The sequence below is a fragment of the Pseudomonas sp. lyk4-TYG-107 genome (assembly GCF_030209055.1).
Taxonomy (GTDB): Bacteria; Pseudomonadota; Gammaproteobacteria; order Pseudomonadales; family Pseudomonadaceae; genus Aquipseudomonas; species Aquipseudomonas putida_A.
Map to the genome: position 1 here is coordinate 355641 of NZ_JARVST010000001.1, position 26023 is coordinate 381663.

Below are 26023 nucleotides of genomic sequence, written 5' to 3' on the forward strand. Positions count from 1 at the left end.
TCCCACATTTGGACGGTTGTACAACCTGGAAATCAGCGGTAATCGTCTACCGGGACGCAGGCACAAAACAGATTGCGATCCCCATAAACGTTATCCACCCGATTCACCGCCGGCCAATACTTGTGCGCCTTGGTGTGCGCATCCGGGGTGATCCCCTGCTCGATGCTGTAAGGCCGCTCCCAGACTCCGGTGACGTCGGCCAAGGTATGTGGAGCACGCTTGAGCGGGTTGTCTTCCGCCGGCCAGTTGCCGTTCTGCACTTCGGTGATTTCCGCGCGGATGCTCAGCATCGCGCCGATAAACCGGTCGAGTTCGGCCTTGGACTCGCTCTCGGTTGGCTCGACCATCAACGTCCCTGGCACCGGGAATGACATGGTCGGCGCATGGAAACCATAGTCCATCAGGCGCTTGGCGACGTCCTCTTCACTGATCCCGGTCTGCGCCTTCAACGGCCGCAGATCGAGAATGCATTCATGGGCCACCCGCCCGTTGCGCCCGGTGTAGAGCACCGGGAATGCGCCGGATAAATGCTGCGCCAGATAGTTCGCCGCGAGGATCGCCACTTCGCTGGCATCCGCCAGTTGCGGCCCCATCATCGCGATGTACATCCAGCTGATCGGCAAAATGCTCGCACTGCCCCACGGCGCCGCGCTGACCGCGCCGTTCTGTGGCAGCGGGCCGTCAATCGGCACCACCGGGTGATTGGCAACGAACGGCGCCAGATGCGCACGAATACCGATCGGCCCCATGCCCGGCCCGCCACCGCCGTGGGGAATGCAGAAAGTCTTGTGCAGGTTCATGTGCGACACGTCGGCGCCGATGTCCGCCGGCCGCGCCAGCCCGACCTGCGCATTGAGATTGGCGCCGTCCATGTACACCTGCCCGCCGTGCTGGTGAATAACTTCGCAGATCTCGCTGATGCCCTCCTCGTACACACCATGGGTCGACGGATAGGTCGCCATCAGGCACGACAACTTGTCCCCCGCCTCGGCAGCCTTGGTTTTCAGGTCGTCCAGATCGACGTTGCCGGCCTCGTCGCACTCGACGATCACCACGCGCATCCCGGCCATCTGCGCCGAGGCCGGGTTGGTGCCATGGGCCGAGGAGGGGATAAGGCAGATATCCCGCGCGCCCTGCTGCCGGCTCTCGTGATATTTGCGAATCGCCAGCATCCCGGCGTACTCGCCCTGAGCGCCGGAATTGGGCTGCATGCAGATCGCATCGAACCCGGTGATCGCGCACAACCAACGCTCCAGTTCTTCAATCATCAAGGTGTAACCGACCGCCTGTTCCCGTGGCGCGAACGGGTGCAGATTGGCGAACTGCGGCCAGGTGATCGGGATCATCTCGCTGGTGGCGTTGAGTTTCATGGTGCAGGAGCCCAGCGGGATCATCGACTGGTTAAGCGCCAGATCCTTGTTCTCCAGTTGCTTGAGGTAGCGCAGCATCTCGGTTTCGCTGTGATGCGCATTGAACACCGGGTGGCGCAGGTACGGCGTGTTGCGCTGCAGGTGGTCGGGAATGCCGGAAACCAGTGCTTCTGCGTCAATGTCGTCGACGTTCAAACCATGATCGGCACCGAGCAGCACATCGAACAGCTTCGCCACCGTGTTTTCATCGCACGTCTCGTCGAGGCTCAACCCCACTCGGCCACGGCCGAGAATCCGCAGGTTGATCTGCGCAGCCTTGGCGCTGTCGATGATCGCGCTCTGCGCGCCGCCAACCTCCAGCGTGAGGGTGTCGAAAAACTGTGCGTTGATCCTTTGGATGCCATGGCGCTCAAGGCCCGCCGCCAGGATGCAGGTCAAGCGGTGCACGCGCTGGGCGATGCGTTTCAAGCCTTGCGGCCCGTGATACACCGCGTAGCAACTGGCGATGTTGGCCAGCAGCACCTGCGCGGTGCAGATATTCGAGTTGGCCTTCTCGCGGCGAATATGTTGCTCACGGGTTTGCAGGGCCATGCGCAACGCGACGTTGCCACGAGCGTCTTTCGACACGCCGATGATCCGTCCCGGAATCGCCCGTTTGTACTCCTCACGGCTGGCAAAAAACGCTGCGTGCGGGCCACCGTAGCCCATCGGTACGCCAAAGCGCTGGGACGAACCGAACACCACGTCCGCGCCCAGTTCACCCGGCGGTGTCAGCAGCAACAGGCTCAGCAGATCGGTGGCGACACACGCTAACGCCTGCTGCGCGTGCAACTGATCGATGACCGGACGCAGATCACGGATCTCGCCGTGAGTGTCGGGATACTGCAGCAACGCGCCGAACACCTGATGCTGGTTGAGGTTATCCACAGCGTCGATGATCAGCTCGAAGCCGAAACCTTCGGCGCGGGTCTGCACCACGGAGATGGTTTGCGGATGACAGTTCTCATCGACGAAAAACAGATTGCTCTTCGACTTCGCCACCCGCTTGGCCAGCGCCATGGCTTCTGCAGCGGCGGTGGCTTCGTCGAGCAAAGAGGCGTTGGCCAGTTCAAGCCCGGTGAGGTCGATGGTCAGTTGCTGAAAATTCAGCAACGCTTCGAGACGGCCCTGGGCGATCTCCGGTTGATACGGGGTGTAGGCGGTGTACCAACCGGGATTTTCCAGCACATTGCGCAGGATGACCGTCGGCGTGAGCGTGCCGTGGTAGCCCATGCCGATCAGGCTGGTCCAGACCTGATTCTGCTCGGCGTAACTGCGCAGCTTGGCCAGCGCCGCCTGCTCATCAAGGGCCGGCGGCAAGTCCAGCGCCCGATTCAGGCGAATGCCCGGCGGCACCGTCTGCTCGATCAGTTCGACCCGGCTGCCCAGACCGAGGCTGTCGAGCATCGCCTGTTGTTCGGCGGCGTCGGGGCCCAAATGGCGGCGCAGAAAAGCTTCGGGGTCGCGTAACTGGCTCAAGGATGGCAACTGGGACATGACGGGCTCTCTCTTGGCTGGCGCTCGGCGTCAATGCAACACGGTCAAACCAGCATAGCAGCCGATCCCGACGCGCACGGCTTGGCGGCAGAGGGGGTTCCGGGGCATGCTGTAGCGCCTGCATCAGGCGTCCAACCTTCGGATGATCCAATCCTCATGAACCAACTGCCGTTCCTGCCGTTTTCCAAACCTGTCATTGATGAAGCCACGATTGCCGCCGTCGGCGATGTGCTGCGCTCCGGCTGGATCACCAGCGGGCTGAAGGTCCAGGCCTTTGAAGCACAGTTGTCGGAATACTTCGGCGGACGCCCGGTGCGCACCTTCAACTCCGGCACCTGCACCATGGAAATCGCCTTGCGCATCGCCGGCATCGGGCCGGGTGACGAAGTGATCACCACGCCGATTTCCTGGGTCGCCACCGCCAACGTGATCCTCGAAGTCGGCGCCACACCAGTGTTTGCCGACATCGATCCGGTGACCCGCAACATCGATCTGGACCAGTTGGAAGCGGCCATCACCCCGCGCACCAAAGCGCTGATTCCGGTGTACCTCGCCGGTCTGCCAGTGGATATGGATCGGCTATATGCCATCGCGCGCAAACACAATCTGCGTATCGTCGAAGACGCCGCTCAGGCCCTGGGTTCGAGCTGGAACGGCCAGCGCATCGGCGCCACCGGCGATTTCGTGTCGTTCAGCTTTCAGGCGAACAAGAACGTCACCTGCTCCGAGGGCGGCTGCCTGGTGCTGAACACCCCGGAAGAGGCGCGGCTGGCGGAGAAGTACCGCCTGCAGGGCGTGACCCGCAACGGCTTTGATGGTCTGGACGTCGATGTGCTCGGTGGCAAGTTCAACATGACCGACATCGCCGCCACCATCGGTCTGGGTCAATTCGCCCATATCGAGGCGCTGACCGCCCATCGTCAGGAACTGGCCCGGCACTACTTCAAATGTTTTGGCGATGACTTTGAAGCGACTAATGGCGCCCAACTGCCACCGGCGGACTTTACCCAGAGCAACTGGCACCTGTTCCAACTGGTCCTGCCGGAGCGCAAGGACGGCTTGCCGGCCCGCGCCACGTTCATGGAACAGATGCAGGCCAAAGGCATCGGCATCGGCTATCACTACCCACCGATTCACTTGCTGAGTCTGTACCGCGAGCGCGGTTTCAAGGAAGGCATGTTGCCAGTTGCCGAGCGCGTTGGACGCTTGATCGTGTCATTGCCGATGTTCACCACCATGACCAAGGACGACGTCGAGCGTTCGGTGGCGGCAGTGAAAGCGGTATTGCGCGACGCCTGATCGACGCCTACAAAAAAGCCCCGAGAGATCGGGGCTTTTGCAGTATTACAGTCTGCTTATTCGCCGATGGCAGCCTTGTAGGCAGCAGCGTCCAGCAGCTTGTCCAGCTCGGCCTTGTCGCTTGGCTTGAGCTTGAAGATCCATGCGGCGTACGGATCGTTGTTCAGCTCTTCCGGCGAGTCAGCCAGCGTTTCGTTGACCGCGATCACTTCACCGCCGATCGGGGAGTAGATGTCGGACGCGGCCTTCACCGACTCGACAACACCGGCAGCCTCACCGGCAGCAAACACCTTGCCGACTTCGGCCAGTTCAACGAACACCACATCGCCCAGCGCTTCCTGCGCGTGATCGCTGATGCCCACGGTAACGGTGCCGTCGGCTTCCAGGCGTGCCCATTCATGACTTTCGGCAAAACGCAGTTCAGCGGGGATATTGCTCATGCTCGGTGTCCTCAAGAAAATTGTCAGCGGTCAGGCCCGCCGGAAAAGGTCAGATCAAGGTTTTACCATGGCGCACGAAGGTCGGTTTGACCACTCGTACCGGATACCACTTGCCACGGATTTCCACTTCGGCGCGGTCGGCGGTAGCCATCGGTACACGCGCCAAGGCAATCGATTTGCTTAGCGTAGGAGAGAAACTACCACTGGTGATCTCTCCTTCGCCAACATCGGCGATACGAACCACTTGATGGGCGCGCAAAACACCGCGCTCCTCAAGCACCAGACCCACCAGTTTGTGCGCAACGCCGGCGACTTTTTCCGCTTCCAGCGCCGAGCGACCGATGAACTGCCGCGAAGCCGGTTCCCAAGCGATGCTCCAGGCCATATTGGACGCCAGCGGCGAGACATCCTGATGAATGTCCTGGCCGTAGAGGTTCATCCCGGCTTCGACCCGCAACGTGTCGCGGGCGCCGAGGCCGATTGGCGAAATGCCGGCACCGACCAGATCGTTGAAAAACCCCGGCGCCTGCTCGGCCGGCAAGGCGATTTCCAGGCCGTCTTCACCGGTATAACCGGTGCGGGCGATGAACCAGTCGCCATCGACTTCGGCTTCGAACGGTTTGAGGTGCTGGATCAGTGCGGCGCGGGACTGGGTCACCAGTTCGGCAATCTTCTGCCGGGCCTGCGGGCCTTGAATGGCGAGCATCGCCAGATCCTGACGCTCGTGCAGATGCACGTCGTAACCGGCGACCTGCGCCTGCATCCACGCCAGATCCTGGTCGCGAGTGGAGGCGTTGAACACCAGACGATAACGGTCTTCGAGGCGATAGACGATCATATCGTCGACGATGCCGCCACGTTCGTTGAGCATCGTGCTGTAGAGCGCGCGGCCGGGGCGATGCAGGCGTTCGACGTCATTGGCCAGCAAATGCTGCAGCCAGGCCTTGGCCTGTGGGCCATCAACGTCGATAACGGTCATATGGGAAACATCGAACACCCCGCAATCGCGGCGCACCTCGTGGTGTTCCTCGACCTGCGAGCCGTAATGCAGTGGCATGTCCCAACCGCCAAAATCGACCATCTTCGCGCCGAGGGCGAGATGCAGGTCATACAGAGGCGTACGCTGTCCCATGGGTTTCTCCTTCCGGGCGTGGCGAAGGTGCGGACAGCCGCTGTACGGGGTGAAAGCCTCGAAATAGAAGGCTTTCAGCCGATTTCAGCGAACGGGTCTGTCAGACGAACCGCACCGAATGCCGCGCATTGTAGCCGCATGATTCAGGACTGACGACTAAGTGTTTCGGTGCGCCGAGCGGCGGATCAGGCCGATGACCGGTAACAGGCCGACCAACACCAGGGTCAGCGCCGGCAGCGATGCCCGCGCCCATTCCCCTTCACTGGTCATTTCGAAGATCCGCACCGCCAGCGTGTCCCAGCCAAACGGGCGCATCAGCAAGGTCGCGGGCATTTCCTTGAGCACATCGACGAACACCAGCAACGCCGCGCTCAGCGTGCCGGGCAGCAACAGCGGCAGATACACTTTGAAAAACAGTCGCGGTCCACTGACACCCAGACTACGTGCCGCTTCGGGCAATGAAGGCCGTATACGCGCCAGACTGTTTTCCAGTGGTCCGTAGGCCACCGCGATAAAGCGCACCAGATAGGCCATCAGCAACGCCGCCAGACTGCCCAGCAGCAATGGTTTGCCGGCGCCGCCGAGCCAGCCCGACAGCGGAATCACCAGTTCGCGGTCGAGATAACTGAACGCCAGCATGATCGACACCGCCAGCACCGAACCCGGCAGCGCATAACCAAGATTGGCCAGACTGACCCCGGAACGGATTGCCCGGGTCGGCGCCAGACGTCGGGCAAACGCCAGCAGCAGCGCGACGCTGACGGTGATCAACGCCGCCATGCCGCCCAGATACAGGGTGTGCAGGATCAGCCCGGCATAACGCTCATCGAGATCGAAGCGCCCGCGCTGCCAGAACCATACGAGCAGTTGCAGCAACGGAATCACGAACGCGCAGGCAAACACCAACGTGCACCAGCCGGTCGCCGCGAACGCCTTTAGCCCGCGCAGCTGATACAACGCCTTGACCCTGGGGCGCTCGTTGCTCGCCCGGTTGGCGCCACGTGCGCGCCGCTCGCCATAGAGCACCAGCATCACCACCAGCAGCAACAGGCTCGCCAGTTGCGCGGCGCTCGGCAGGCTGAAGAAGCCGTACCAGGTCTTGTAGATGGCGGTGGTGAAGGTGTCGAAATTGAACACCGAAACAGCACCGAAATCCGCCAACGTCTCCATCAGCGCCAGCGCCACACCGGCGCCAATCGCCGGACGCGCCATCGGCAACGCCACCCGCCAGAACGCCTGCCATGGCGATTGCCCGAGTACCCGCGCCGCCTCCATCAAGCCTTTGCCCTGCGCGAGAAACGCGGTGCGCGCCAGCAGGTAGACGTAGGGATAAAACACCAGCACCAGTACCACAATCACCCCGCCGGTAGAGCGCACGCGCGGCAGGCGCAGGCCGCTGCCGAACCACTCACGCAGCAGGGTTTGCACCGGGCCGGCATAGTCCAGCAGACCGACAAAAACGAACGCCAGCACATAGGCCGGAATGGCGAATGGCAACATCAGCGCCCAGTCGAGCCAGCGCCGTCCGGGGAATTCGCAGAGGCTGGTGAGCCAGGCGAGGCTTACACCGAGCAGCGTCACGCCGACGCCAACGCCGAGCACCAGCGTCAGGGTGTTGCCGAGCAGGCGCGGCATCTGGGTTTCCCACAGGTGCGACCAGATCTGCTGATCGATGGTCTGCCACGACAGCAGCAGGACACTCAGGGGCAACAGCACCAGCGCGGCAATGGCGAGGACGATGGGGTACCAGCGGCGTTGGGCGGGGTGAGCCAAGGGGGTTCTCTAATAAATCGTGGGTTGGCGCAAGAGTAATGCCAGCCCCAATTGTGGCGAGGGGATTTATCCCCGATGGGGTGCGAAGCACCCCCATGTCGTTAATCAAGGCGTAGTGATACACCGCGGGCATCGCCTTTACGAATGCTGCGCATCCGATCGGGGATAAATCCCCTCGCCACAGGATATAACCAGGTTTTAGTTCCAACCCGCCCGATCCATCATCCGGATCGCTTCCGCCTGACGCTTGCCCGCCACTTCCACCGGCAAGGTGTCAGCGACGAACTTGCCCCACGCCGCCACTTCTTCCGAAGGTTTCACTGCCGGGTTGGCCGGAAACTCCTGGTTGACGTCGGCGAAGATTTTCTGCGCCTCAGGCGTGGTCATCCACTCCACCAGCGCCTTGGCTGCTTCCGGGTGCGGCGCATGCTTGGTCAGGCCGATGCCCGACAGGTTCACGTGTACGCCGCGGTCGGCCTGATTCGGCCAGAACAGTTTCACCGGCAGGTCGGGCTTCTGCTTGTGCAGGCGACCGTAGTAGTAGGTGTTGACGATGCCGACGTCGCACTGCCCGGCGTTGATCGCCTCCAGCACCGCAACGTCGTCGGAGAACACATCGGTGGACAGGTTGTTGACCCAGCCCTTGAGGATCTTCTCGGTCTTTTCGGCGCCGTGCACTTCGATCATGGTCGCGGTCAGCGACTGGTTGTAGACCTTCTTCGCCGTGCGCAGGCACAGACGCCCTTCCCAGTTCTTGTCGGCCAGCGCTTCGTAGGTGGTCAACTCGCCCGGCTTAACGCGCTCGGTGGAGTAAGCGATGGTCCGCGCGCGCAGGCTCAGGCCAGTCCAGGCATGGGTGGACGAGCGGTATTGCGCGGGAATGTTGGCGTCGATGGTCTTCGAGGTAAACGGCTGCAGGATGCCCATCTGCTCGGCCTGCCAGAGGTTGCCGGCATCCACGGTCAGCAGCAGGTCGGCAGTGGCGTTTTCGCCTTCGGCCTTGATCCGCTGCATCAGCGGCGCTTCCTTGTCGGTGATGAACTTGATCTTCACCCCGGTTTTCGCGGTGTAGGCGTCGAACACCGGTTTGATCAGCTCATCGATACGCGAGGAGTAGACCACCACCTCGTCGGCGGCCTGGGCGGCAGTGCTGCCGATCAGGGTCAGGGCCAGTGCGGTCAGGAGACGCTTGGGTGCCAACATGGGAGTGATCTCTCGGTCGGAAAATGTGGGCCAAATGATAAGGACTCACATTTACCAGCTCAATCGAACACTTGGGCAAGGAGTTACCAGATGTTGCACAAGCTGAAATTCATGGCATCGGTTCTGGCCCCTTCGCGAGCAAGCCCGCTCCCACCCTTGAAATGCATTCCAATGTGGGAGCGGGCTTGCTCTCGAAGGGGCCATCAGCCTCAAACAGATCTCAGGGTTTGGCCAGTACCGGCAGATCCCCGGTCAACCCCAGCGCCTCACGCACAAACAACGCCTTGGCCTCCGGCATCTGCTCCACCAGTTTCAATCCGGCGTTGCGCAACCAGCGCACCGGCAACGGGTCAGCCTGGAACAGACGCTCGAAGCCCTCCATCGCCGCCATCAATGCCAGGTTGTGCGGCATGCGCCGACGCTCGTAACGACTCAGCACTTTCACATCCGCCAGCCGTTCGCCGCGTTCCGCCGCCTGCAACAACACTTCAGCCAGCACCGCCGCATCAAGGAAACCCAGGTTCACCCCCTGCCCGGCCAACGGGTGAATGGTGTGCGCGGCGTCGCCGATCAGTGCCAAGCCTTCGGCCACGTAGCGTTTGGCGTGGCGTTGACGCAACGGCACGCACAGCCGTGGATCAGCGCTGATCACCTCGCCCAGGCAACCTTCGAATGCCCGCTCCAGCTCACGGCAGAACGCGGTTTCATCCAGCGCCATCAGGCGTTCGGCTTCACTTGGCGTGGTCGACCAGACGATCGAGCACCAGTCCTGCTGCCCGTCACGTTCCAGCGGCAGAAACGCCAGCGGCCCGTGATCGGTGAAACGCTGCCAGGCGGTCATCCGGTGCGGCTTGCTGCTGCGCACGCTGGTGACGATGGCGTGGTGCAAGTAATCCCACTCGCGGGTGGCAACGCCGGTCAGCCGGCGCACCGCCGAATTCGCACCGTCCGCCGCAATCACCAGCGGCGCACGCAACTGCCGACCATCGGCCAGGGTCAGCAGCCAGTCGTCACCGGAGCGGCGCATCTGTTCCAGCCGTGCGTTGGCCAGCATGCCCAGATCGCAATCGTGCAAGCGATCGAGCAAGGCATCCTGCACCACACGGTTTTCGACGATATGACCGAGCACTTCGGCATGCACACTGCTCGCCGAGAAATGAATCTGCCCGGTGCCGCTGCCGTCCCACACGTGCATGTCGGTGTAGGGGCTGCTGCGGCGCTTGGCGATGCCGTCCCAGACGCCAAGGCGTTCGAGTATCCGCTGGCTGGCCGCCGACAAGGCGCTCACTCGCGGCTCGAACGGCGCGGCGGCGTCGAACGGTTTGACGCTCAGCGGGCTGCCGTCGAGCAGCAACACTTCCAGGCCGCTGTCCTGCAACGCCAACGCGAGGGCGCTGCCGACCATTCCGGCTCCGACAATCAGCAGATCTGCGCGCATTTCCATGCTTTAAGCCTGTCTCGCTGGCGGCATGCGCCGCTCGTAAAAGGTTTTAGCGAGCGCGCCAGTTAGCGGCGCGCTGCTGAAAGTGAAAGTGCCGACCCGCCGCTCAAGCATCCGGCCGCGTCCCCAGCCCCATGGCCTGACGAGCAAACCAGCGCTTGGCCGGTGGCAACAGATCGAGACCGAGCAGGCCGATGTTGCGGCCCAGCGAGACCAGCGGCTGGGTGCTGCCGAACAGTCGGGTGACCTGATCGGAGAAGCCCACGGTGAGCTCCTGATCCAGACGCTGCCGCTCGCGATACGCCTGCAATGTAGCGATGTCGCCCAACGGTTTATCGCTCGCAAGCAGCGCCGCGGCCAATGCATCGGCATCACGCAAGGACAGATTGAAACCTTGTCCGGCAATCGGGTGCAGGCTGTGCGCGGCATTGCCGAGTACGGCCAGATGCGAGCGTACTTGCTCTTCGGCCTCGACCAGCGACAACGGATACAAATGCCGCGCGCCGACCTGTTTCAAGGTGCCGAGGCGGTAGCCGAACACACCCTGCAGTTCGCTGAGGAAATCGCGCTCGCTGAGGTCGGCCAGACGTTGCGCGTCCATGCCCAGGCGGGTCCAGACCAGTGCGCAACGGTTGTCCGGCAGCGGCAGCAAGGCCATCGGGCCTTCGTCGGTGAAGCGCTCGAAGGCCATGCCGTTGTGCGCTTCGCTCGGAGTGATGTTGGCGATCAGCGCGCTCTGGTTGTACGGACGCTTGCGCACGTTGATGCCCAGTTGTTCGCGCAGACCGGAGCGACCACCATCGGCGAGCACCGCCAGATCGCACTCGACGGTGGTTTCATCGTTGAGGGTCAGGCGATAGCCGTCGGGCAGCGGCTCCATGCGCGTGACTTCCGCCGGGCAGCGCCAGCTGATCACGTCTTTATCCAGATGCTGCCACAGGCACTGGCCGAGCCAGGCGTTTTCCACCACGTAGCCCAAGGCCGGCACGCCCTCTTCCATCGCCGACAGACGGGCGGTGGAGAAGCGACCACGGTCGGACACGTGAATCTGTTTGATCGGCTCGGCGCGGCGGGAAATCTCCTGCCACACGCCCAGCCGTTGATAGATCTGCCGGGAACCGAAGGACAGCGCCGACGAACGTGCGTCGTAGCTCGGCTGCCAGCTGTCGCCGGGGGCGAACGGTTCGATCAGGACGATTTTCCAGCCGCGGGCCTTGGCCCCGGCCTGCAAGGCCAGCGCCAGACTGGCGCCGACCAGGCCGCCACCGATGATTGCCAGATTGACTCGACTCATGCCGCGTGTGTCCGTGCTTGCGCCATCAGCGCTTCGATTTCGGCAACGGTTTTCGGTACGCCGCTGGTCAATATTTCACAACCGGTCTTGGTCACTACCACGTCATCCTCGATGCGCACGCCAATGCCGCGCCATTTCTTCGCTACGTGCTGGTTGTCCGGGGCGATGTAGATGCCCGGTTCCACGGTCAGCGCCATGCCGACCTCCAGCACCCGCCATTCGCCGCCGACCTTGTACTCGCCAACGTCATGTACATCCATGCCCAGCCAATGGCCGGCACGGTGCATGTAAAACGCTTTATAGGCTTCGGTCGCGATCAACTCATCGACCTCGCCTTGCAGGATTCCGAGCTTGACCAGGCCTGCGGTAATCACCCGCACCGTCGCTTCGTGCGCCTGGTTCCAGTTTTTGTTCGGGGCGATTTCAGCGAACGCGGCTTCCTGCGAGGCCAGCACCAGTTCGTAGATCGCTTTCTGCTCGGCGGAAAACTTGCCGTTGACCGGCCAGGTGCGGGTGATGTCGCTGGCGTAGCAGTCGATTTCGCAACCGGCGTCGATCAACACCAGATCACCGTCCTTGAGCAGCGCGTCATTCTGCTGGTAATGCAGGATGCAACTGTTGCGCCCGGCGGCGACGATGGAACCGTAGGCCGGCATCTTCGCCCCGCCCTTGCGGAATTCGTAATCCAGTTCGGCTTCGAGGCTGTATTCGTACAGTCCCGGCCGGCTGGCCTGCATCGCCCGGATATGCGCCTGAGCGGAAATCCGTGCGGCTTCGCGCATCACCTTCACTTCTGCCGCCGATTTATACAGGCGCATGTCGTGCAGCAGATGATCCAGGGCAACGAATTCGTTCGGTGGCTGGGCGCCGAGGTGCGCCTTGGAGCGGATCACGTTGATCCAGTCCATCAGATGGCGGTCGAACTCCGGGTTGCTGCCCATCGCCGAATACACCCGGTCGCGGCCTTCGATCAGGCCCGGCAGGATGTCGTCGATGTCGGTAATCGGGAACGCGTCGTCGGCGCCGTAATCACGGATCGCGCCTTCCTGGCCGGCGCGCAGGCCGTCCCATAACTCGCGTTCGGCGTTGCGCTCACGGCAGAACAGTACGTACTCGCCGTGCTCGCGGCCGGGCATCAGGACGATGACGGCTTGCGGCTCGGGGAAACCGCTGAGGTACTGAAAGTCGCTGTCCTGACGGTAGACGTGCTCGACGTCGCGGTTGCGGATCGCCACTGCGGCGGCGGGCAGGATCGCGATGCTGTTGGGTTCCATCTGCGCCATCAGGGCCTTGCGGCGACGGCTGTATTCCGCTTTGGGGATATGGGTCATGGGCAGATGGCTTTCCCTGGCACGCGATTAATGCAGCGACGGCTTGGCGGCTGGCGGCACGTCGGCTTTCTTGGTTTCCGAGAACAGCAGCAGCGGCGCGACGCGCAGGTATTCCATGACTTCCATGTAGTCGCTTTCGCCGTCTTCGGATTCTTCCAGAGCGTCTTGCACCTGGGAGATCGCCGCCAGATCCTGCAGCACTTCGGTGGCTTCAGTGCTGAGCATGCTGCTGTCGCGGCAGTTCAGGCCGAAACCGCTGAGGAAGCCCTGGCACCATTGGCCCAGTGCGGCGGCGCGGTCGGCCAGCGGCGCGTCATCGGTCGGCAGCAGCAGAACGACGGTGACGTCGTCACCGGTCAACTCACCCTTGACCATCTCTTGCAGGCCGATCAGGGCGTTGCGGACGTTGTCCTGTGGCTCGTTTTCCAGAAGTTCGGCGGCATCGATCAGCCACTCGTCGGCGTTGAAGCCGGCACCGGCGCAGCTGCGGCCGAGCAGCAGGCCGTGCAGTTCGGCAGGCGAGACGTTGTGGCCGCTGGCAGTCAGCAGAGTGGCAAAGGCTTGGTACGGGGAATTCGCAATGGTCATGGGCAGCTAGGCGCCAGACGGCGCTATGTCTAGAATGAAGGCCTTGTATCCTACATCGACAGACTCGCCAAGACTATTAAAGGCTGTCCGCCAGCCAGGCGCCTGCCGCCCATCAGATGAATTCAGTGGACACAATGGAAGACACCGACCTGCAAGCGCTGATGGCCAGACTCGAAAAGCTGATTAGCCGAGTCGAGCAACTAAAGAGTCAAAACGCACTCTTACTAGCTCAGGAAAAGACCTGGCGCGAGGAACGCGCTCACCTCATTGAAAAAAACGAAATCGCCCGGCGTAAGGTCGAATCGATGATTTCGCGCCTCAAGGCCCTGGAGCAAGACTCATGAGTTCAAGCAATAGCGTTACCGTGCAGATCCTCGACAAAGAATATTCGATCATCTGCCCCCAGGAAGAACGCAGCAATCTGGTCAGCGCCGCCCGCTACCTGGACGGCAAGATGCGCGAGATCCGCAGCAGCGGCAAAGTCATCGGCGCCGACCGTATTGCGGTAATGGCCGCGCTGAACATCACCCACGACCTCTTGCACAAAGAAGAGCGCCCGGACATCCAGGCCAGCGGCTCGACCCGTGAACAGGTGCGCGACTTGCTCGATCGTGTCGATCTGGTGCTGGCCGACGATCCGGACATCAGCAAGGGCTGATTCGCCAGGCCGCTTGAGGTATACTCGCCGCACTCCCTGGGGTGCTTGCCAGTTGACGATGTCCCTGAGCCGATTTGCACTACCCTGGAGGTTGCACGTTGGGCTGGTGTGCATGTCCGCCAGACGGAAAGCCTTAAAGTCTACTGCATCCTCCACCTTGAACTTTCGGGTTCAAGGGCTAAGTTGACAGCGGTTCATCCGGGGAGCCTGATTCGAATCCGATGCCGGTTTTTGCCGGCATCGGATTTTTTATGCGTGCGTTTTCGCCCTCACCTGCCGAAGCCGAACCATGACCGAACCTGCGCTGCTGCCCCGCCCGCAACTCCGCCGCCTGCTGCGCAAGGCGCGCCGCTCACTGACTCCCGCCGAACAACGGCAGGCCGCCAAAGGCCTGTTCCGCCAACTGACGCAAGACCCGCACTTTCGCCGGGCGAAACACATCTCTCTGTATCTGCCCACCGACGGTGAAATCGACCCGCGCCTGCTGCTGCGCGAAGCCCAGCGGCGCGGCAAAGCCACCTACCTGCCGGTGCTCAGCGCCTGGCCGCGAACCAAAATGGTGTTCCAGCGAATTCGCCCCGGCGACAAGCTCAAGCCCAATCGCTTCCGCATCCTCGAACCGCGGGCCAATCTGGCCCATCAGCGCAAGATCTGGACCCTGGATCTGGTGCTGTTGCCACTGGTGGGGTTTGACGATGTTGGCGGACGCCTGGGGATGGGCGGCGGATTCTACGACCGCAGTCTGGCATACCTGGCCCGGCGCAAGAACTGGCGCAAGCCGACGTTGCTGGGCCTGGCCCATGAATGTCAGAAGGTCGAACGCCTGGCGCAGGCCAGCTGGGATGTACCGTTGCAAGGCACGGTCACCGATAAGGCGTGGTATTTCGCAGGATAGACGCCGCGCAGATCAGCGGCGTCGGGAAGGCAGTTTCAGCGTTTGAAGGCGGTCGACTGTTGGACCTGTTGCGCGACTTCAACCGGAGCATCGGTCTTGCTCGTCCACAGACTTTGCGCGTAACCGGTGGTCACGACACCAAGGCCGAACAAAATAACCAAAGTCCATAGCAAATCCGGTTTGCGTTTCATCGATTGCCCCCCTCAAGGCACATCATCACGATGACAGCAGCGGTTTCCGTTCGTAGGCCGTGCAGCAGCGTCAAGCTTTAAAGGCCGGCATTTTGCGACAACGTGAACCCGGGCGCAAACGCTGACGTCAACCGACCGTCGGTTTGTCATAAAATTGCCCGACAACCTGCCCAATCACCGCTTGAGGAGCAAAAGACATGGCCTATTGGCTGATGAAATCCGAGCCCGACGAACTCTCGATCAAAGATCTGGAGAAACTCGGCAAAGCGCGCTGGGACGGGGTTCGCAACTATCAGGCGCGCAATTTCCTGCGGGCGATGGCGGTGGGCGATGAGTTCTTTTTCTACCACTCCAGTTGCCCGGAGCCGGGTATCGCCGGAATCGGCAAAATAATCGAGGCGGCGTACCCGGATCCCACCGCACTGGAACCCGAGAGCCATTACTTCGACCCGAAGGCCACACCCGAGAAAAACGCCTGGAGTGCGATTGATGTGGCACACGTCGAGACGTTTGCCCGGGTGCTGAAGCTCGATTACCTGAAACAGCAGACTGCGCTGGCCGAAATGCCGCTGGTGCAAAAAGGCAGTCGCCTGTCGGTGATGCCGGTGACGGCCGAACAGTGGGTCGCGGTGCTTGGTTTGCGCTGAGAACTCGCCGGTCACGGTTTTTACCGACAAAAGGGGCTAGGCTTGGCGCTCATTTGACTGACATCAAGCGAATGGAACGCTTGAACAGTCAGACTGCAAGCCACAGCCGCAGGATGCCCCCATGTCGACGCACAGCCGTTCTTCACTTCTATACGCCGGTTCGCTCCTGGTATTACTCGCCGCCGCTGGCGGATTAGGTTACTGGATGTCCATCAGCAGCCGCCTGGTCGAAGGACTGTCGATGGGCAACGGGCGGCTGGAAGCCACCGAAGTGCAGATCGCCAGCAAGACCCCCGGGCGCCTCGCCGAGGTGCTGGTCGACGAAGGCGATAAGGTCAGCAAGGGCCAACTGCTGGCGCGTATGGACACCCGCACCCTTGAAGCCCAGCGTAATCAGGCCGAAGCCGAAGTGTTGCGCGCCCGGGAGAATCTCAACGCCGCTCAGGCCAACGTGCAATTGCGCCAGAGTGAACTGCTGCTGGCCCAGCAAGAGCTCGGGCGTTCGCAATCACTGTTCAAGCACGGTTATGTCAGCGCGCAGATCATCGATCAGCTGCAGTCACGCATCGGCACTGGCAACGCTGCCGTTGTCGCCGCCCGGGCCCAAGTGTCTGCTGTCAGTGCGGCGATTGGCGCGGCACAGGCTCAAGTCGCACAGTTGACCAGTGAAATTGACGACAGCAGTCTGCGCGCGCCGATTGATGGCGTGATCCAGCTGCGCATGGCCGAGCCCGGCGAAGTGCTGGGAGCCGGTGGCCGGGTCTTGCTGCTGATCGATCCCAACGACCAATACATGAACCTCTATCTGTCAGCCGCGGTGGCCGGGCGCCTGGCGGTGGGCGATGAGGCTCGCGTGCTGCTCGATGCCTTGCCCGATAACCCGCTGCCGGCAAAAATCAGCTTCGTCGCAGCCAAATCGCAGTTCACTCCCAAAGAGGTCGAGACCCGCGACGAGCGGCAAAAACTGGTGTTCCGCGTCAAGCTGCGCCTGGTCCAGCCCAGCGCCGTGCCGCAGGCCAAACCCGGCATGCCCGGGGCCGGCTACGTGCGGATCGCGCCCGTCGAATGGCCGGCCAATCTGCAATGAGCGGCCTTGCGGCTCAAGCGAACGGTATCGCCCACCGCTACGGCAAACAGCAAGCGCTGAGCAACATTGCCTTCAGCCTGCCCACCGGCACCCGCTGCGGGCTGATCGGCCCCGATGGCGCGGGCAAATCCAGCCTGCTGGGGTTGATTGCCGGCGTGAAGACCTTGCAGCAAGGGCAACTGGACGTGCTCGGTGGCGCGATCGAGGATCGCCGGCATCGCGACACACTCTATGCGCGCATCGCCTTCATGCCGCAGGGACTGGGCGGCAACTTGTACCCGGAGCTGTCGATCCGCGAGAACATCCAGTTCTTCTCGACGCTGTTCGGCCTGTCCAAGGCTGAAAGCGAGCAGCGCATGCACAGCCTGTTGCTCGCCACGGATCTGCTGAAGTTCGCCGAGCGCCCCGCCGGCAAGTTGTCCGGCGGCATGAAGCAGAAACTCGGGCTGTGCTGCGCGCTGATCCATGAACCGGATCTGCTGATCCTCGATGAGCCGACCACCGGCGTCGACCCGCTCTCGCGCCGGCGCTTCTGGGAGTTGGTCGACGATGTGCGACGCCAGCGCCCGCAACTGACGCTGCTGGTCGCCACGGCCTATATGGAAGAAGCCGAGCAGTTCGAGCATTGCCTGATGCTCGATGCTGGCAAGTTGATCGCCACCGGCCTGAGCCGCGAGCTGGCGAACGTCACCCCCAGCGGAAAACTCGATGACGCCTTCACCCATTTTCAGGGTGACAGCCAGCATGACGCTCAGCCGCTGGTGATTCCACCGCGCACCGGCAACAGCAGCGACATCGCCATCGAAGCCCACGACCTGACGCTGCGCTTCGGCGATTTCACCGCCGTGGATCACGTCAGTTTTGCCATTGGCCGTGGCGAGATTTTCGGTTTTCTCGGCTCCAACGGCTGCGGCAAGACCACCACCATGAAGGTCCTGACCGGGCTGATGCCGGCCAGTGAAGGCAGTGCGACGCTGCTCGGCAACCCGGTGAACGCCAAGGATCTGGCCACGCGCAAGCGGGTCGGCTTCATGTCGCAGAGTTTTTCGCTGTACGGCGAACTGAGTGTGCGGCAGAACCTCGAGCTGCACGCGCGGCTGTTCGACCTGCCCAAAACCGAGAGCGCACAACGCATCGAGGCATTGATTCAGCGCTTCAATCTGCTCGCGGTCGCCGACCAGCCATCCGGAGCATTGCCATTGGGGCTGCGCCAGCGTCTGTCACTGGCGGTGGCGGTGCTGCACCGCCCGGAGGTGCTGATTCTCGACGAGCCGACTTCCGGCGTCGATCCGGCAGCCCGTGATGATTTCTGGCGACTGTTGATCGAGTTGTCCCGCGAACAGGGCGTGACGATCTTCCTCTCCACGCACTTCATGAACGAAGCGCAGCGCTGCGACCGCATCTCGCTGATGCACGCGGGCAAAGTTCTCGCCTGCGACACCCCGGCGGCGCTGCAACGCCAGTTTGCCGGCGAGACGCTGGAAGCGGCCTTCGTCACCTGCCTGGAACAGGCTCAGGGCGCTCAGCCACCAGCGCCTGTGGCCGAGCCGCAAATGGCACCGCCGAGCGCAGCGACAACACCAGTGCCCCGCCATGGTTTCAGCCTCGGTCGCCTGTTGGCCGTGGCCAGTCGCGAAGGCAAGGAGCTGTTGCGCGACAAGGTGCGCATGGCGTTCGCCTTGGCCGGGGCGATTTTCATGATGGTGATTTTCGGTTACGGCATCTCGCTGGACGTGGAAAACCTCGCGTTCGCCGTGTACGACCAGGATCAGACGCCGCAGAGCCGGGCTTATCTGGAGGCGTTTCGCGGCTCCCGGTACTTCGACGAACAGCCGGCCATTCATGACCCGCAGGAACTGCACCGGCGCCTGCAACGCTCGGAAATCAAACTGGCGCTGGAGATTCCCCCCGGATTCGGCCGCGATCTGTACGCCGGGCGCCAACCCGCTGTGGCGGCGTGGCTGGATGGCGGCATGCCGTTTCGCGCCGAAACCAGCCGCAATTATGTTGAAGCCGTACACATGGGCAATCTGCAACAGTTGGCCGAACAAAGTAGCCCGGCGCTGGCCCACCCGGCGGCGGCCAGCCTGGAAACCCGCTTTCGCTACAACCAGGACGTAGTCAGCGTCAACGCCATCGGCCCCGGGGTCATGGCGCTGATCCTCGCCTTCATTCCGGCGATGCTCACGGCGCTGGGCATCGTCCGCGAAAAGGAGTTGGGGTCGATCACCAATTTCTACGCCACGCCCCTGACCCGCCTCGAATTTCTGCTGGGCAAACAGGCGCCGTACCTGCTGGTCAGTCTGGTCAACCTGGCGCTGCTGGTGGCGATGAATCGCTGGCTGTTCGGCGTGCCGTTCAAGGGCAGCCTGCTGACGCTGGCATTCGGCGGCCTGCTGTACGTGCTGGCGACCACCAGCATGGGCCTGCTGATCTCGGCGTTCACCCGCACACAAATCGCCGCGATCCTCGGCACCATGATCATCACCAGCCTGCCGACCATCCAGTTCTCCGGGCTGATCGTGCCGCGCTCGTCGCTGGAAGGTGCGGCAGCAGTGATGGGCATGCTGTTTCCGGCGGGGCACTTCCTCGACATCGCGGTGGGTACGTTCACCAAGGCGCTGGACTTGCGTCAGCTGTGGCCACAGTGCCTGGCGCTGTTCGGGTTCTTTGTCGGGTTCACCGGGCTGAGCCTGATCATGCTGAAAAAGCAGGAGGCCTGATGCACAAGTTCGCGCACATCCTGCGCCTGGGACTCAAGGAACTGACCAGCCTGCGCCATGACAGCGTGTTGCTGCTGTTCCTGTTCTACGCCTTCACCGTGGCGATTTACATGCCCGCCGCCGGTTCGGTGATCGGCGTGCACAACGCCAGCGTGGCGATCGTCGACGAAGACCACAGCGCCCTCTCACGCCAATTGGCCCAGGCCCTGCAGCCGCCGGAATTCCAGACGCCGGTGCTGCTGCCTTATGCGCAACTGGATCAGGTCATGGACAGCGGTGAGTACACCTTCGTGATCAATATTCCGGCGGGCTTTCAAACCGACTTGCTCGCCACGCGGCAACCGGCGATTCAGGTCAACGTCGATGCCACAGCCATGAGCCAGGCGTTCATGGGCGCCGGCTACATCGGCCGGATCTTCCAGCGCGAATTGCTCGACTATGCCGGTCAGGGCGGTGCAGCGGCCAAGGCACCCGTGCAACTGACTACTCGCGCCCTGTTCAACACCAATCTGGAGGGCGGCTGGTTTCTGGCGGTGATTCAGATCGTCAACAACATCACTATTCTGGCGATCATCCTCACCGGCACGGCGCTGCTGCGCGAACGCGAACACGGCACGCTCGACCATTTGCTGGTGCTGCCGCTGACGGCGCTGGAAATCATGCTGGCGAAAATCTGGAGCAACCTGCTGGTGGTGGTGTTGTGCACCTGGCTGTCGCTGGAGGTGGTGGTCAAAGGCCTGTTGGGTGTGCCGTTGGCCGGCTCGATGAGCCTGTTTTTGCTGGTGACTGCGGTTTATCTGTTTGCCAGTACCGCGCTGGGTATCTTTCTGGCGACGCTGGCGCGCTCGACGCCGCAGTTCGGTCTGCTGGCGATTCCGGTGATCATCCCGATGTTGCTGCTGTCGGGCGGCAGCACGCCATTGGACAGCATGCCGCAGTGGCTGCAATGGGTCATGCAGGGCTCGCCGTCCACACACTTTGTCAGCCTCAGCGCCGCGATTCTGTTTCGCGACGCCGGGCTGAGCGTGGTCTGGCCGGACTTGCTGGCGCTGACGGCCATCGGCCTGCTGTTCTTCGTTATCGCCCTGGCGCGCTTTCGCAAAAGCCTGGCGTCCTGAACAGCGGCCAGCGTGGTTACTGAATGATCAGGTTGTTGAACAACAGATCTTCAACCACCGGCTTGCCGGTCTCGTCATTCATCACTTGCTGGGTCTGCTTCAGGGCTTCCTGACGCAGCTTTTCCTTGCCTTCGATGCTGCCCATCGCCTCGGTGGTCTGCTGAGTGAACAGCGCCACCAGTTGATTGCGGATCAGCGGCTCGTTGGCCTTGACCAGTTTGGTCGCCTCTTCGCCCGTTACACGCAGCGCCACGTCGGCCTTGTAGACCTTCAGCTTGGGCGTGCCGTCCAGCCCGTAGTTGCCCACGAACGGCGGGCTCAGGGTGATGTAGTTGACCTTCGGCGCCTCGCCTTCTTTGGCTTCTTCGGCCAGCGCTGCCACAGGCAGAGACAGGGCCAGCAACAACATGATCCACGCTTTCACAATTCGCTCCTTATCCGGTTTGCGGCCTAGCATAACGACCCGCCGCGCAAGCACAAGCTTATGGCTGACTATCAGGGCCGGGCATGCTCGTTGACCCGTTGACTGACACACCTACACTTATCGGCCATCACTCCCAAAGGAATAGCCCTGATGAAAGCCGTGCTGTGCAAAGCCTTCGGCCCTGCCGAATCGCTGGTGCTGGAAGACGTCGCCAGTCCTGTCGCGAAGAAGAACGAAATCCTGCTGGAGGTGCACGCCGCCGGGGTCAACTTCCCGGACACGCTGATCATCGAGGGCAAGTATCAGTTCAAGCCGCCCTTCCCGTTTTCGCCGGGGGGCGAAGCGGCCGGCGTGGTCAGCGCCGTCGGTGAGAAAGTCAGCCACCTGAAAGTCGGCGACCGGGTCATGGCCCTGACCGGCTGGGGCAGCTTCGCCGAACAGGTCGCGGTGCCGGGCTACAACGTGCTGCCGATCCCGCCGTCGATGGATTTCAACACCGCCGCCGCGTTCAGCATGACCTACGGCACTTCGATGCACGCCCTCAAGCAACGGGCCAACCTGCAACCTGGCGAGACCCTGCTGGTGCTCGGCGCTTCCGGTGGCGTCGGTCTGGCGGCGGTGGAAATCGGCAAAGCCATGGGTGCCCGGGTCATCGCCGCCGCCAGCAGCACGGAAAAACTCGCCGTGGCAAAGGCCGCCGGTGCCGATGAACTGATCAACTACAGCGAAACCAGCCTCAAGGACGAAATCAAACGCCTCACCGACGGCCAGGGCGCCGACGTGATCTACGACCCGGTCGGTGGCGACCTGTTTGACCAGGCCATCCGCGCCATCGCCTGGAACGGCCGCCTGCTGGTGGTCGGCTTCGCCAGCGGACGCATCCCCGAGCTGCCGGTCAACCTCGCCCTGCTCAAGGGCGCCGCGGTACTCGGCGTGTTCTGGGGCTCCTTCGCCCAGCGCCAGTCGCAGGACAACGCGGCGAACTTCCAGCAACTGTTCGACTGGTTCGCCGAGGGCAAGTTGAAACCGCTGGTGTCGCAGGTGTATCCGCTGAGCAACGCGGCGCAGGCGATCAACGATCTGGGGCAGCGCAAGGCGGTGGGCAAGGTGGTGGTGCAGGTGCGCTGAGTGTTTTCTGGCCGGTGACCTCTCGGAGCCGGCCTGATTCGCGCCAGGCAGCAACACAGCGTCGCTGGCTCAAAGCAACTCACGAACCTCTCCCGGCAGAAAACTCATGTAGCTACGCATAGGAGCTTCCCGGCAGCCTCTGACGATCATCGGTACGCGCCGGTTCATCTTGGCGATGATTGCCAGACGTTGTTCATCGGCCAACTGACTCTTGAGAATCACGTTGGAAACGTAAGCACGGGTGTAATTAAACACTTCTGCGTCGACCCAGGCGTGCTCAGGCATGTTCCTGAAACCGTCATTGATGACGCGACACTTTACTGACTTCAGCCACTGGTTGATGTCGATCGGCTGGTCCCTGGCCAATCGAAAGAGCATCGGCGCCACGACGGGCTGTTCCGCAGGCCGACCGTCTTCAATCGTCCAGGGCCTGAAGCGCCACTGTGTTATGGCGTCTTTGACCGCCTCAGCCAGATCGGGGTGATCACTTTGCACGATGTCGATCGCGCTGACCGAGCCATCCGCCTTGACGATAAAGCTGACCCTGACCTCGCCTTCGACCCCTGCCCTGGACAACCTCTTCGGGTAAATCGGCTGCGGGTTGTTTTCAGGTATGAGTAACCCTTCTGCCGCCAGTGCAAGACTGAAGATCGTCAATAAAAGCCCTGCAAAAAACCACCGCATGATCGCGCCCCTTCCCTATTGAGATGCCTGTCCGGCAACAACAGAAAGTTTAAGGAGCACTGTCTTTTTACTGAATGGCGCAGCTTCGCTATTGAATGCAGGACATTTCCTGATCCCGATGGGAAATCCGACGAAACCGCTGGGCAAATGACGGCAGGTACATTTTCTGACGGACGTTTAGCCGCCGTTCGGCCCGGCAGAGTCGCCCGGCAACAAGTGCTCCTGCACCTTCAGACTGCGCGACGGAATCAGCCGGCCCTTGTCATCGAAGCGCAGGACGATTAGCCAGTCGAAGACATCATCCGGCCATTTTTCCTGGCCCATCAGCGCTGTGGGGTCGCCGCCAAAGGCTTTGAGCAGTTTATTGATATGGCCGTGGTGCCAGGCAATCAGCACCGTCTGCGCCTGATTGCTCTTGCGCAACAGTTTGACCATTTGATGCAGATCGCCGTTGACGTAGGGCTGCTCGATCGCAAGGTTCAAGCGCTGGGCCAACGGGGTCAGGGTCAGGCGTGAGCGCGAACTTTCCGGGGTATCGCCGGCAGCGATCAAACGCTGGGGGGTGAACGTCTGGCCGTCGAGTTTCAGCGGATTGAAATAGTCGACGTAGGCGGCGGCGCGTTGCTCGCCTCGGGCATTGAGCACCGATCCTGTATCCGGTTTTTCCGCATGCCGAATGATCAGCACCGTGGCATTGCGCAGGCCGGAATGAGCAGGATGATCGGTGACGATCAATGTCAGCAACACGACGGCAAGTCCCGCTGCCACCAAAAATCTCGGCACCAACATGCGAACCTTCAGTGACATTGCTTATCTCGGCTGATCAATCGGCTGAACGGGCCGCGAGTCTAAGTCACTCCAGGTAGATAAGTGGTGAAAACGCCCTGTTCTTACAGCTGAGCGACAGGTTCGTAAAAGAACGCGCGAATTCCAACATTTCCCCTGTTTTGCCAATGCGAACCGGTGCTATTTTCGGTAACGAAACTGTAACATTCGCATCCGCAGTCAAAACAAGAAATCTGGAGCTCTTGAATGTTTGCTTTCTTTCGTCCTGCCGCACATCAGGCTCCATTGCCTGAAGAAAAAATAGACAGTACTTACCGACGCCTGCGCTGGCAGATCTTCGCCGGTATCTTCTTTGGCTACGCGGGTTACTACCTGCTGCGCAAAAACTTCTCGCTGGCCATGCCGTACCTGATCGACGAAGGCTACAGCCGTGGCGATCTGGGTCTGGCGATGTCGGCCATCGCCATTGCCTACGGTCTGTCGAAGTTCCTGATGGGCCTGGTGTCCGACCGTTCCAACCCGCGCTACTTCCTGCCATTCGGCCTGCTGGTGTCAGCCGGGGTGATGTTCATTTTCGGTTTTGCGCCTTGGGCGACTTCCAGCGTGACCATGATGTTCATCCTGCTGTTCATCAACGGCTGGGCCCAAGGCATGGGCTGGCCGCCGAGCGGACGCACCATGGTGCACTGGTGGTCGCAGAAGGAACGTGGCGGCGTGGTTTCGGTGTGGAACGTGGCGCATAACGTCGGTGGCGGTCTGATCGGCCCGCTGTTCCTGATCGGCATGGGCCTGTTCAATGACTGGCACGCAGCCTTCTACGTTCCGGCAGCGGTGGCGCTGGGCGTGGCGGTGTTTGCCTTCATCACCATGCGCGACACCCCGCAATCGGTCGGCCTGCCGCCGATCGAGAAGTACAAGAACGATTACCCGGAAGGCTACGACGCCAGCCACGAAGACGTATTCAGCGCCAAGGAAATTTTCGTCAAATACGTGCTGCGCAACAAAATGCTCTGGTACATCGCCATGGCCAACGTGTTCGTTTACCTGCTGCGCTACGGCGTACTGGATTGGGCGCCGACCTACCTGAAAGAAGCCAAAGGTTTCACCGTGGATAAAACCTCGTGGGCCTATTTCTTCTACGAGTGGGCGGGCATTCCGGGCACGCTGCTGTGCGGCTGGATGTCGGACAAGATCTTCCGTGGCAATCGTGGCCTGACCGGCATGGTGTTCATGGCGCTGGTGACCGTGGCGACGCTGGTGTACTGGCTGAACCCGGCCGGCAACCCGACGGTGGACATGATCGCGCTGTTCTCGATCGGCTTCCTGATCTATGGCCCGGTGATGCTGATCGGCCTGCAGGCGCTGGAACTGGCACCGAAGAAAGCCGCCGGCACGGCTGCGGGCTTCACCGGTCTGTTCGGTTACCTGGGTGGTTCGGTCGCGGCGAGTGCGGCGATGGGCTACACCGTTGACCACTTCGGCTGGAACGGTGGTTTTGTCCTGCTGGTGGGCGCTTGCCTGCTGTCGATGGCCTTCCTGGCCCCGACCCTGTGGCACAAGCAAGTCGCCAGTCAGAGCCGCGAAGCCGTCGCCTGATCGACCTTTGATTTGCAGCGCTTGAGCCGCGCCTCCAGATTTCGATCCGGCATGGCGTGGCTGCGCAGGGCGTGGGCGGTCTGCTCGACATAATCGCGAGTGGTGCCGTAACGCCCGCAAGCGCTTTCGAATACCTGACTCAGCACGTGATCCGGCAAGTTGCCGGCATAGCTGGGCAGGTGTCGCTCCAGAACAAATCCCAACGCCTGCACCTGACTGCCATCTTCGAGCCGGCAGTTCAGCCAGTGCGGGCGATAGGACGGGAACGGCATCTCGCGTTTCCACAGCGCGTACAGCGCAGCGTCGAGGTTCTCTTCCGGCAGCCGATAGGCGAAGCCGCTGCATGAACCGCCGCGATCCAGACCAAATACCAGCCCGGGCATTTCCGGCGTCCCCCGATGCTCGTGCGACCACAAATACAGGCCGCGGTGGTAGCCATGGACGCGCCCGCGCACCCGCTCCACCGCAGTACATTCCGGGCGCCAGATCAGCGACCCGTAGGCGAACAGCCACACCGGGCCTCCCTTGTGGCGCGCCATGGTCGATTGCATCGAGACGACAAGTTGTTCGTGGGTCAGCTGCGGCCCCAGATCGAGCCGCGGAGGGTAAGCCAGATTCACAAAAGCAGATTCAATGGCTGTCATGACGGAAGTGTTCGGCCCCGCAAGTATTACAAGAT

24 protein-coding genes and 1 other RNA gene are annotated in these 26023 nt (G+C 61.9%); 11 read left to right on the top strand and 14 right to left on the bottom strand.

The window, feature by feature from the left end:
* Positions 1 to 32: 32 nt before the first annotated feature.
* Positions 33 to 2906 (bottom strand): aminomethyl-transferring glycine dehydrogenase, encoded by a 2874-nt coding sequence (gene gcvP / locus QRN61_RS01600; protein ID WP_285373062.1) that lies wholly within the window; start codon positions 2904 to 2906, stop codon positions 33 to 35.
* Between the two features lie 156 nt (positions 2907 to 3062).
* Between gcvP and QRN61_RS01605 the strand changes: the two genes are divergently transcribed.
* On the top strand, positions 3063 to 4205 hold the full coding sequence (locus QRN61_RS01605) for a DegT/DnrJ/EryC1/StrS family aminotransferase (protein ID WP_285373063.1): 1143 nt from the start codon (positions 3063 to 3065) through the stop codon (positions 4203 to 4205).
* A 56-nt stretch (positions 4206 to 4261) separates the two neighbouring features.
* Here the strand turns inward: QRN61_RS01605 and gcvH are convergent, their stop codons facing one another.
* The 8 genes from gcvH to QRN61_RS01645 all read right to left on the bottom strand — a co-directional run bounded on the left by gcvH (position 4262) and on the right by QRN61_RS01645 (position 13407).
* Positions 4262 to 4645 carry a glycine cleavage system protein GcvH gene (gcvH, locus tag QRN61_RS01610; RefSeq protein ID WP_027610498.1) on the bottom strand — a complete coding sequence of 128 codons (384 nt, stop codon included), beginning with the start codon at positions 4643 to 4645 and terminating at the stop codon, positions 4262 to 4264.
* Positions 4646 to 4694: 49 nt separating this feature from the next.
* Entirely contained in the window at positions 4695 to 5777 is a 1083-nt protein-coding gene (gene gcvT / locus QRN61_RS01615; RefSeq protein WP_285373064.1) for a glycine cleavage system aminomethyltransferase GcvT, read from the bottom strand.
* A 156-nt stretch (positions 5778 to 5933) separates the two neighbouring features.
* Positions 5934 to 7550: an ABC transporter permease gene (locus QRN61_RS01620; RefSeq protein ID WP_285373065.1), complete on the bottom strand. Its 1617-nt coding sequence runs from the start codon at positions 7548 to 7550 to the stop codon at positions 5934 to 5936.
* A gap of 198 nt (positions 7551 to 7748) precedes the next feature.
* A complete protein-coding gene (locus QRN61_RS01625) occupies positions 7749 to 8753 on the bottom strand; it encodes an extracellular solute-binding protein (protein WP_096796138.1) in 1005 nt (334 codons plus the stop codon).
* Between the two features lie 220 nt (positions 8754 to 8973).
* Complete coding sequence (locus QRN61_RS01630) at positions 8974 to 10191, bottom strand: 2-octaprenyl-3-methyl-6-methoxy-1,4-benzoquinol hydroxylase (RefSeq protein ID WP_179353296.1); 1218 nt, start codon at positions 10189 to 10191, stop codon at positions 8974 to 8976.
* 109 nt (positions 10192 to 10300) lie between these two features.
* Positions 10301 to 11488, bottom strand: a complete 1188-nt coding sequence (gene ubiH, locus QRN61_RS01635; protein WP_183782963.1) for a 2-octaprenyl-6-methoxyphenyl hydroxylase — start codon at positions 11486 to 11488, stop codon at positions 10301 to 10303.
* Positions 11485 to 12819, bottom strand: a complete 1335-nt coding sequence (gene pepP, locus QRN61_RS01640) for a Xaa-Pro aminopeptidase (RefSeq protein WP_183782965.1) — start codon at positions 12817 to 12819, stop codon at positions 11485 to 11487. The genes ubiH and pepP overlap by 4 nt, the downstream gene beginning before the upstream one ends.
* Positions 12820 to 12846: 27 nt before the next feature.
* Positions 12847 to 13407 carry a YecA/YgfB family protein gene (locus QRN61_RS01645; RefSeq protein WP_285373066.1) on the bottom strand — a complete coding sequence of 187 codons (561 nt, stop codon included), beginning with the start codon at positions 13405 to 13407 and terminating at the stop codon, positions 12847 to 12849.
* Positions 13408 to 13541: 134 nt separating this feature from the next.
* Between QRN61_RS01645 and QRN61_RS01650 the strand changes: the two genes are divergently transcribed.
* The 4 genes from QRN61_RS01650 to QRN61_RS01665 all read left to right on the top strand — a co-directional run bounded on the left by QRN61_RS01650 (position 13542) and on the right by QRN61_RS01665 (position 14960).
* Positions 13542 to 13751 carry a TIGR02449 family protein gene (locus QRN61_RS01650; RefSeq protein WP_047597101.1) on the top strand — a complete coding sequence of 70 codons (210 nt, stop codon included), beginning with the start codon at positions 13542 to 13544 and terminating at the stop codon, positions 13749 to 13751.
* On the top strand, positions 13748 to 14065 hold the full coding sequence (locus tag QRN61_RS01655; protein WP_007967943.1) for a cell division protein ZapA: 318 nt from the start codon (positions 13748 to 13750) through the stop codon (positions 14063 to 14065). Before QRN61_RS01650 ends, QRN61_RS01655 begins: the two co-directional genes overlap by 4 nt.
* Before the next feature lie 30 nt (positions 14066 to 14095).
* Positions 14096 to 14274, top strand: a non-coding RNA gene (gene ssrS / locus QRN61_RS01660) — 6S RNA.
* 80 nt (positions 14275 to 14354) lie between these two features.
* On the top strand, positions 14355 to 14960 hold the full coding sequence (locus QRN61_RS01665) for a 5-formyltetrahydrofolate cyclo-ligase (RefSeq protein ID WP_285373067.1): 606 nt from the start codon (positions 14355 to 14357) through the stop codon (positions 14958 to 14960).
* A gap of 35 nt (positions 14961 to 14995) precedes the next feature.
* On the opposite strand, the gene QRN61_RS01670 is transcribed toward QRN61_RS01665, so the two are convergent.
* On the bottom strand, positions 14996 to 15151 hold the full coding sequence (locus tag QRN61_RS01670) for a hypothetical protein (protein ID WP_003229308.1): 156 nt from the start codon (positions 15149 to 15151) through the stop codon (positions 14996 to 14998).
* Between the two features lie 197 nt (positions 15152 to 15348).
* On the opposite strand from QRN61_RS01670, the gene QRN61_RS01675 reads away from it, so the two are divergent.
* The 4 genes from QRN61_RS01675 to QRN61_RS01690 all read left to right on the top strand — a co-directional run bounded on the left by QRN61_RS01675 (position 15349) and on the right by QRN61_RS01690 (position 20726).
* Positions 15349 to 15798: an EVE domain-containing protein gene (locus QRN61_RS01675; RefSeq protein WP_183782975.1), complete on the top strand. Its 450-nt coding sequence runs from the start codon at positions 15349 to 15351 to the stop codon at positions 15796 to 15798.
* 121 nt (positions 15799 to 15919) lie between these two features.
* A complete protein-coding gene (locus QRN61_RS01680) occupies positions 15920 to 16885 on the top strand; it encodes an HlyD family secretion protein (RefSeq protein ID WP_202369138.1) in 966 nt (321 codons plus the stop codon).
* A complete protein-coding gene (rbbA, locus tag QRN61_RS01685; protein WP_285373069.1) occupies positions 16882 to 19608 on the top strand; it encodes a ribosome-associated ATPase/putative transporter RbbA in 2727 nt (908 codons plus the stop codon). Before QRN61_RS01680 ends, rbbA begins: the two co-directional genes overlap by 4 nt.
* Positions 19608 to 20726: an ABC transporter permease gene (locus tag QRN61_RS01690; protein ID WP_285373071.1), complete on the top strand. Its 1119-nt coding sequence runs from the start codon at positions 19608 to 19610 to the stop codon at positions 20724 to 20726. The genes rbbA and QRN61_RS01690 overlap by 1 nt, the downstream gene beginning before the upstream one ends.
* A 16-nt stretch (positions 20727 to 20742) precedes the next feature.
* Here the strand turns inward: QRN61_RS01690 and QRN61_RS01695 are convergent, their stop codons facing one another.
* Positions 20743 to 21150 carry a flagellar basal body-associated protein FliL gene (locus tag QRN61_RS01695; RefSeq protein WP_027610485.1) on the bottom strand — a complete coding sequence of 136 codons (408 nt, stop codon included), beginning with the start codon at positions 21148 to 21150 and terminating at the stop codon, positions 20743 to 20745.
* Positions 21151 to 21300: 150 nt separating this feature from the next.
* Here QRN61_RS01695 and QRN61_RS01700 point away from each other — a divergent pair, with 150 nt between their 5' ends.
* On the top strand, positions 21301 to 22278 hold the full coding sequence (locus QRN61_RS01700; protein ID WP_285373072.1) for an NADPH:quinone oxidoreductase family protein: 978 nt from the start codon (positions 21301 to 21303) through the stop codon (positions 22276 to 22278).
* A 69-nt stretch (positions 22279 to 22347) separates the two neighbouring features.
* On the opposite strand, the gene QRN61_RS01705 is transcribed toward QRN61_RS01700, so the two are convergent.
* Positions 22348 to 22962, bottom strand: coding sequence for an energy transducer TonB (locus QRN61_RS01705; RefSeq protein WP_027610483.1), 615 nt, complete (start codon positions 22960 to 22962; stop codon positions 22348 to 22350).
* A gap of 177 nt (positions 22963 to 23139) precedes the next feature.
* Entirely contained in the window at positions 23140 to 23769 is a 630-nt protein-coding gene (locus QRN61_RS01710) for a flagellar basal body-associated protein FliL (RefSeq protein WP_285373075.1), read from the bottom strand.
* A gap of 225 nt (positions 23770 to 23994) precedes the next feature.
* On the opposite strand from QRN61_RS01710, the gene glpT reads away from it, so the two are divergent.
* The gene (glpT, locus tag QRN61_RS01715; RefSeq protein ID WP_285373077.1) at positions 23995 to 25344 is read left to right on the top strand and encodes a glycerol-3-phosphate transporter; all 1350 of its coding nucleotides are present in this window, start codon (positions 23995 to 23997) and stop codon (positions 25342 to 25344) included.
* On the opposite strand, the gene QRN61_RS01720 is transcribed toward glpT, so the two are convergent.
* Positions 25320 to 25988: a gamma-glutamylcyclotransferase gene (locus QRN61_RS01720; RefSeq protein ID WP_285373079.1), complete on the bottom strand. Its 669-nt coding sequence runs from the start codon at positions 25986 to 25988 to the stop codon at positions 25320 to 25322. The two genes, glpT and QRN61_RS01720, sit on opposite strands and share 25 nt — an antisense overlap.
* Positions 25989 to 26023: the final 35 nt, after the last annotated feature.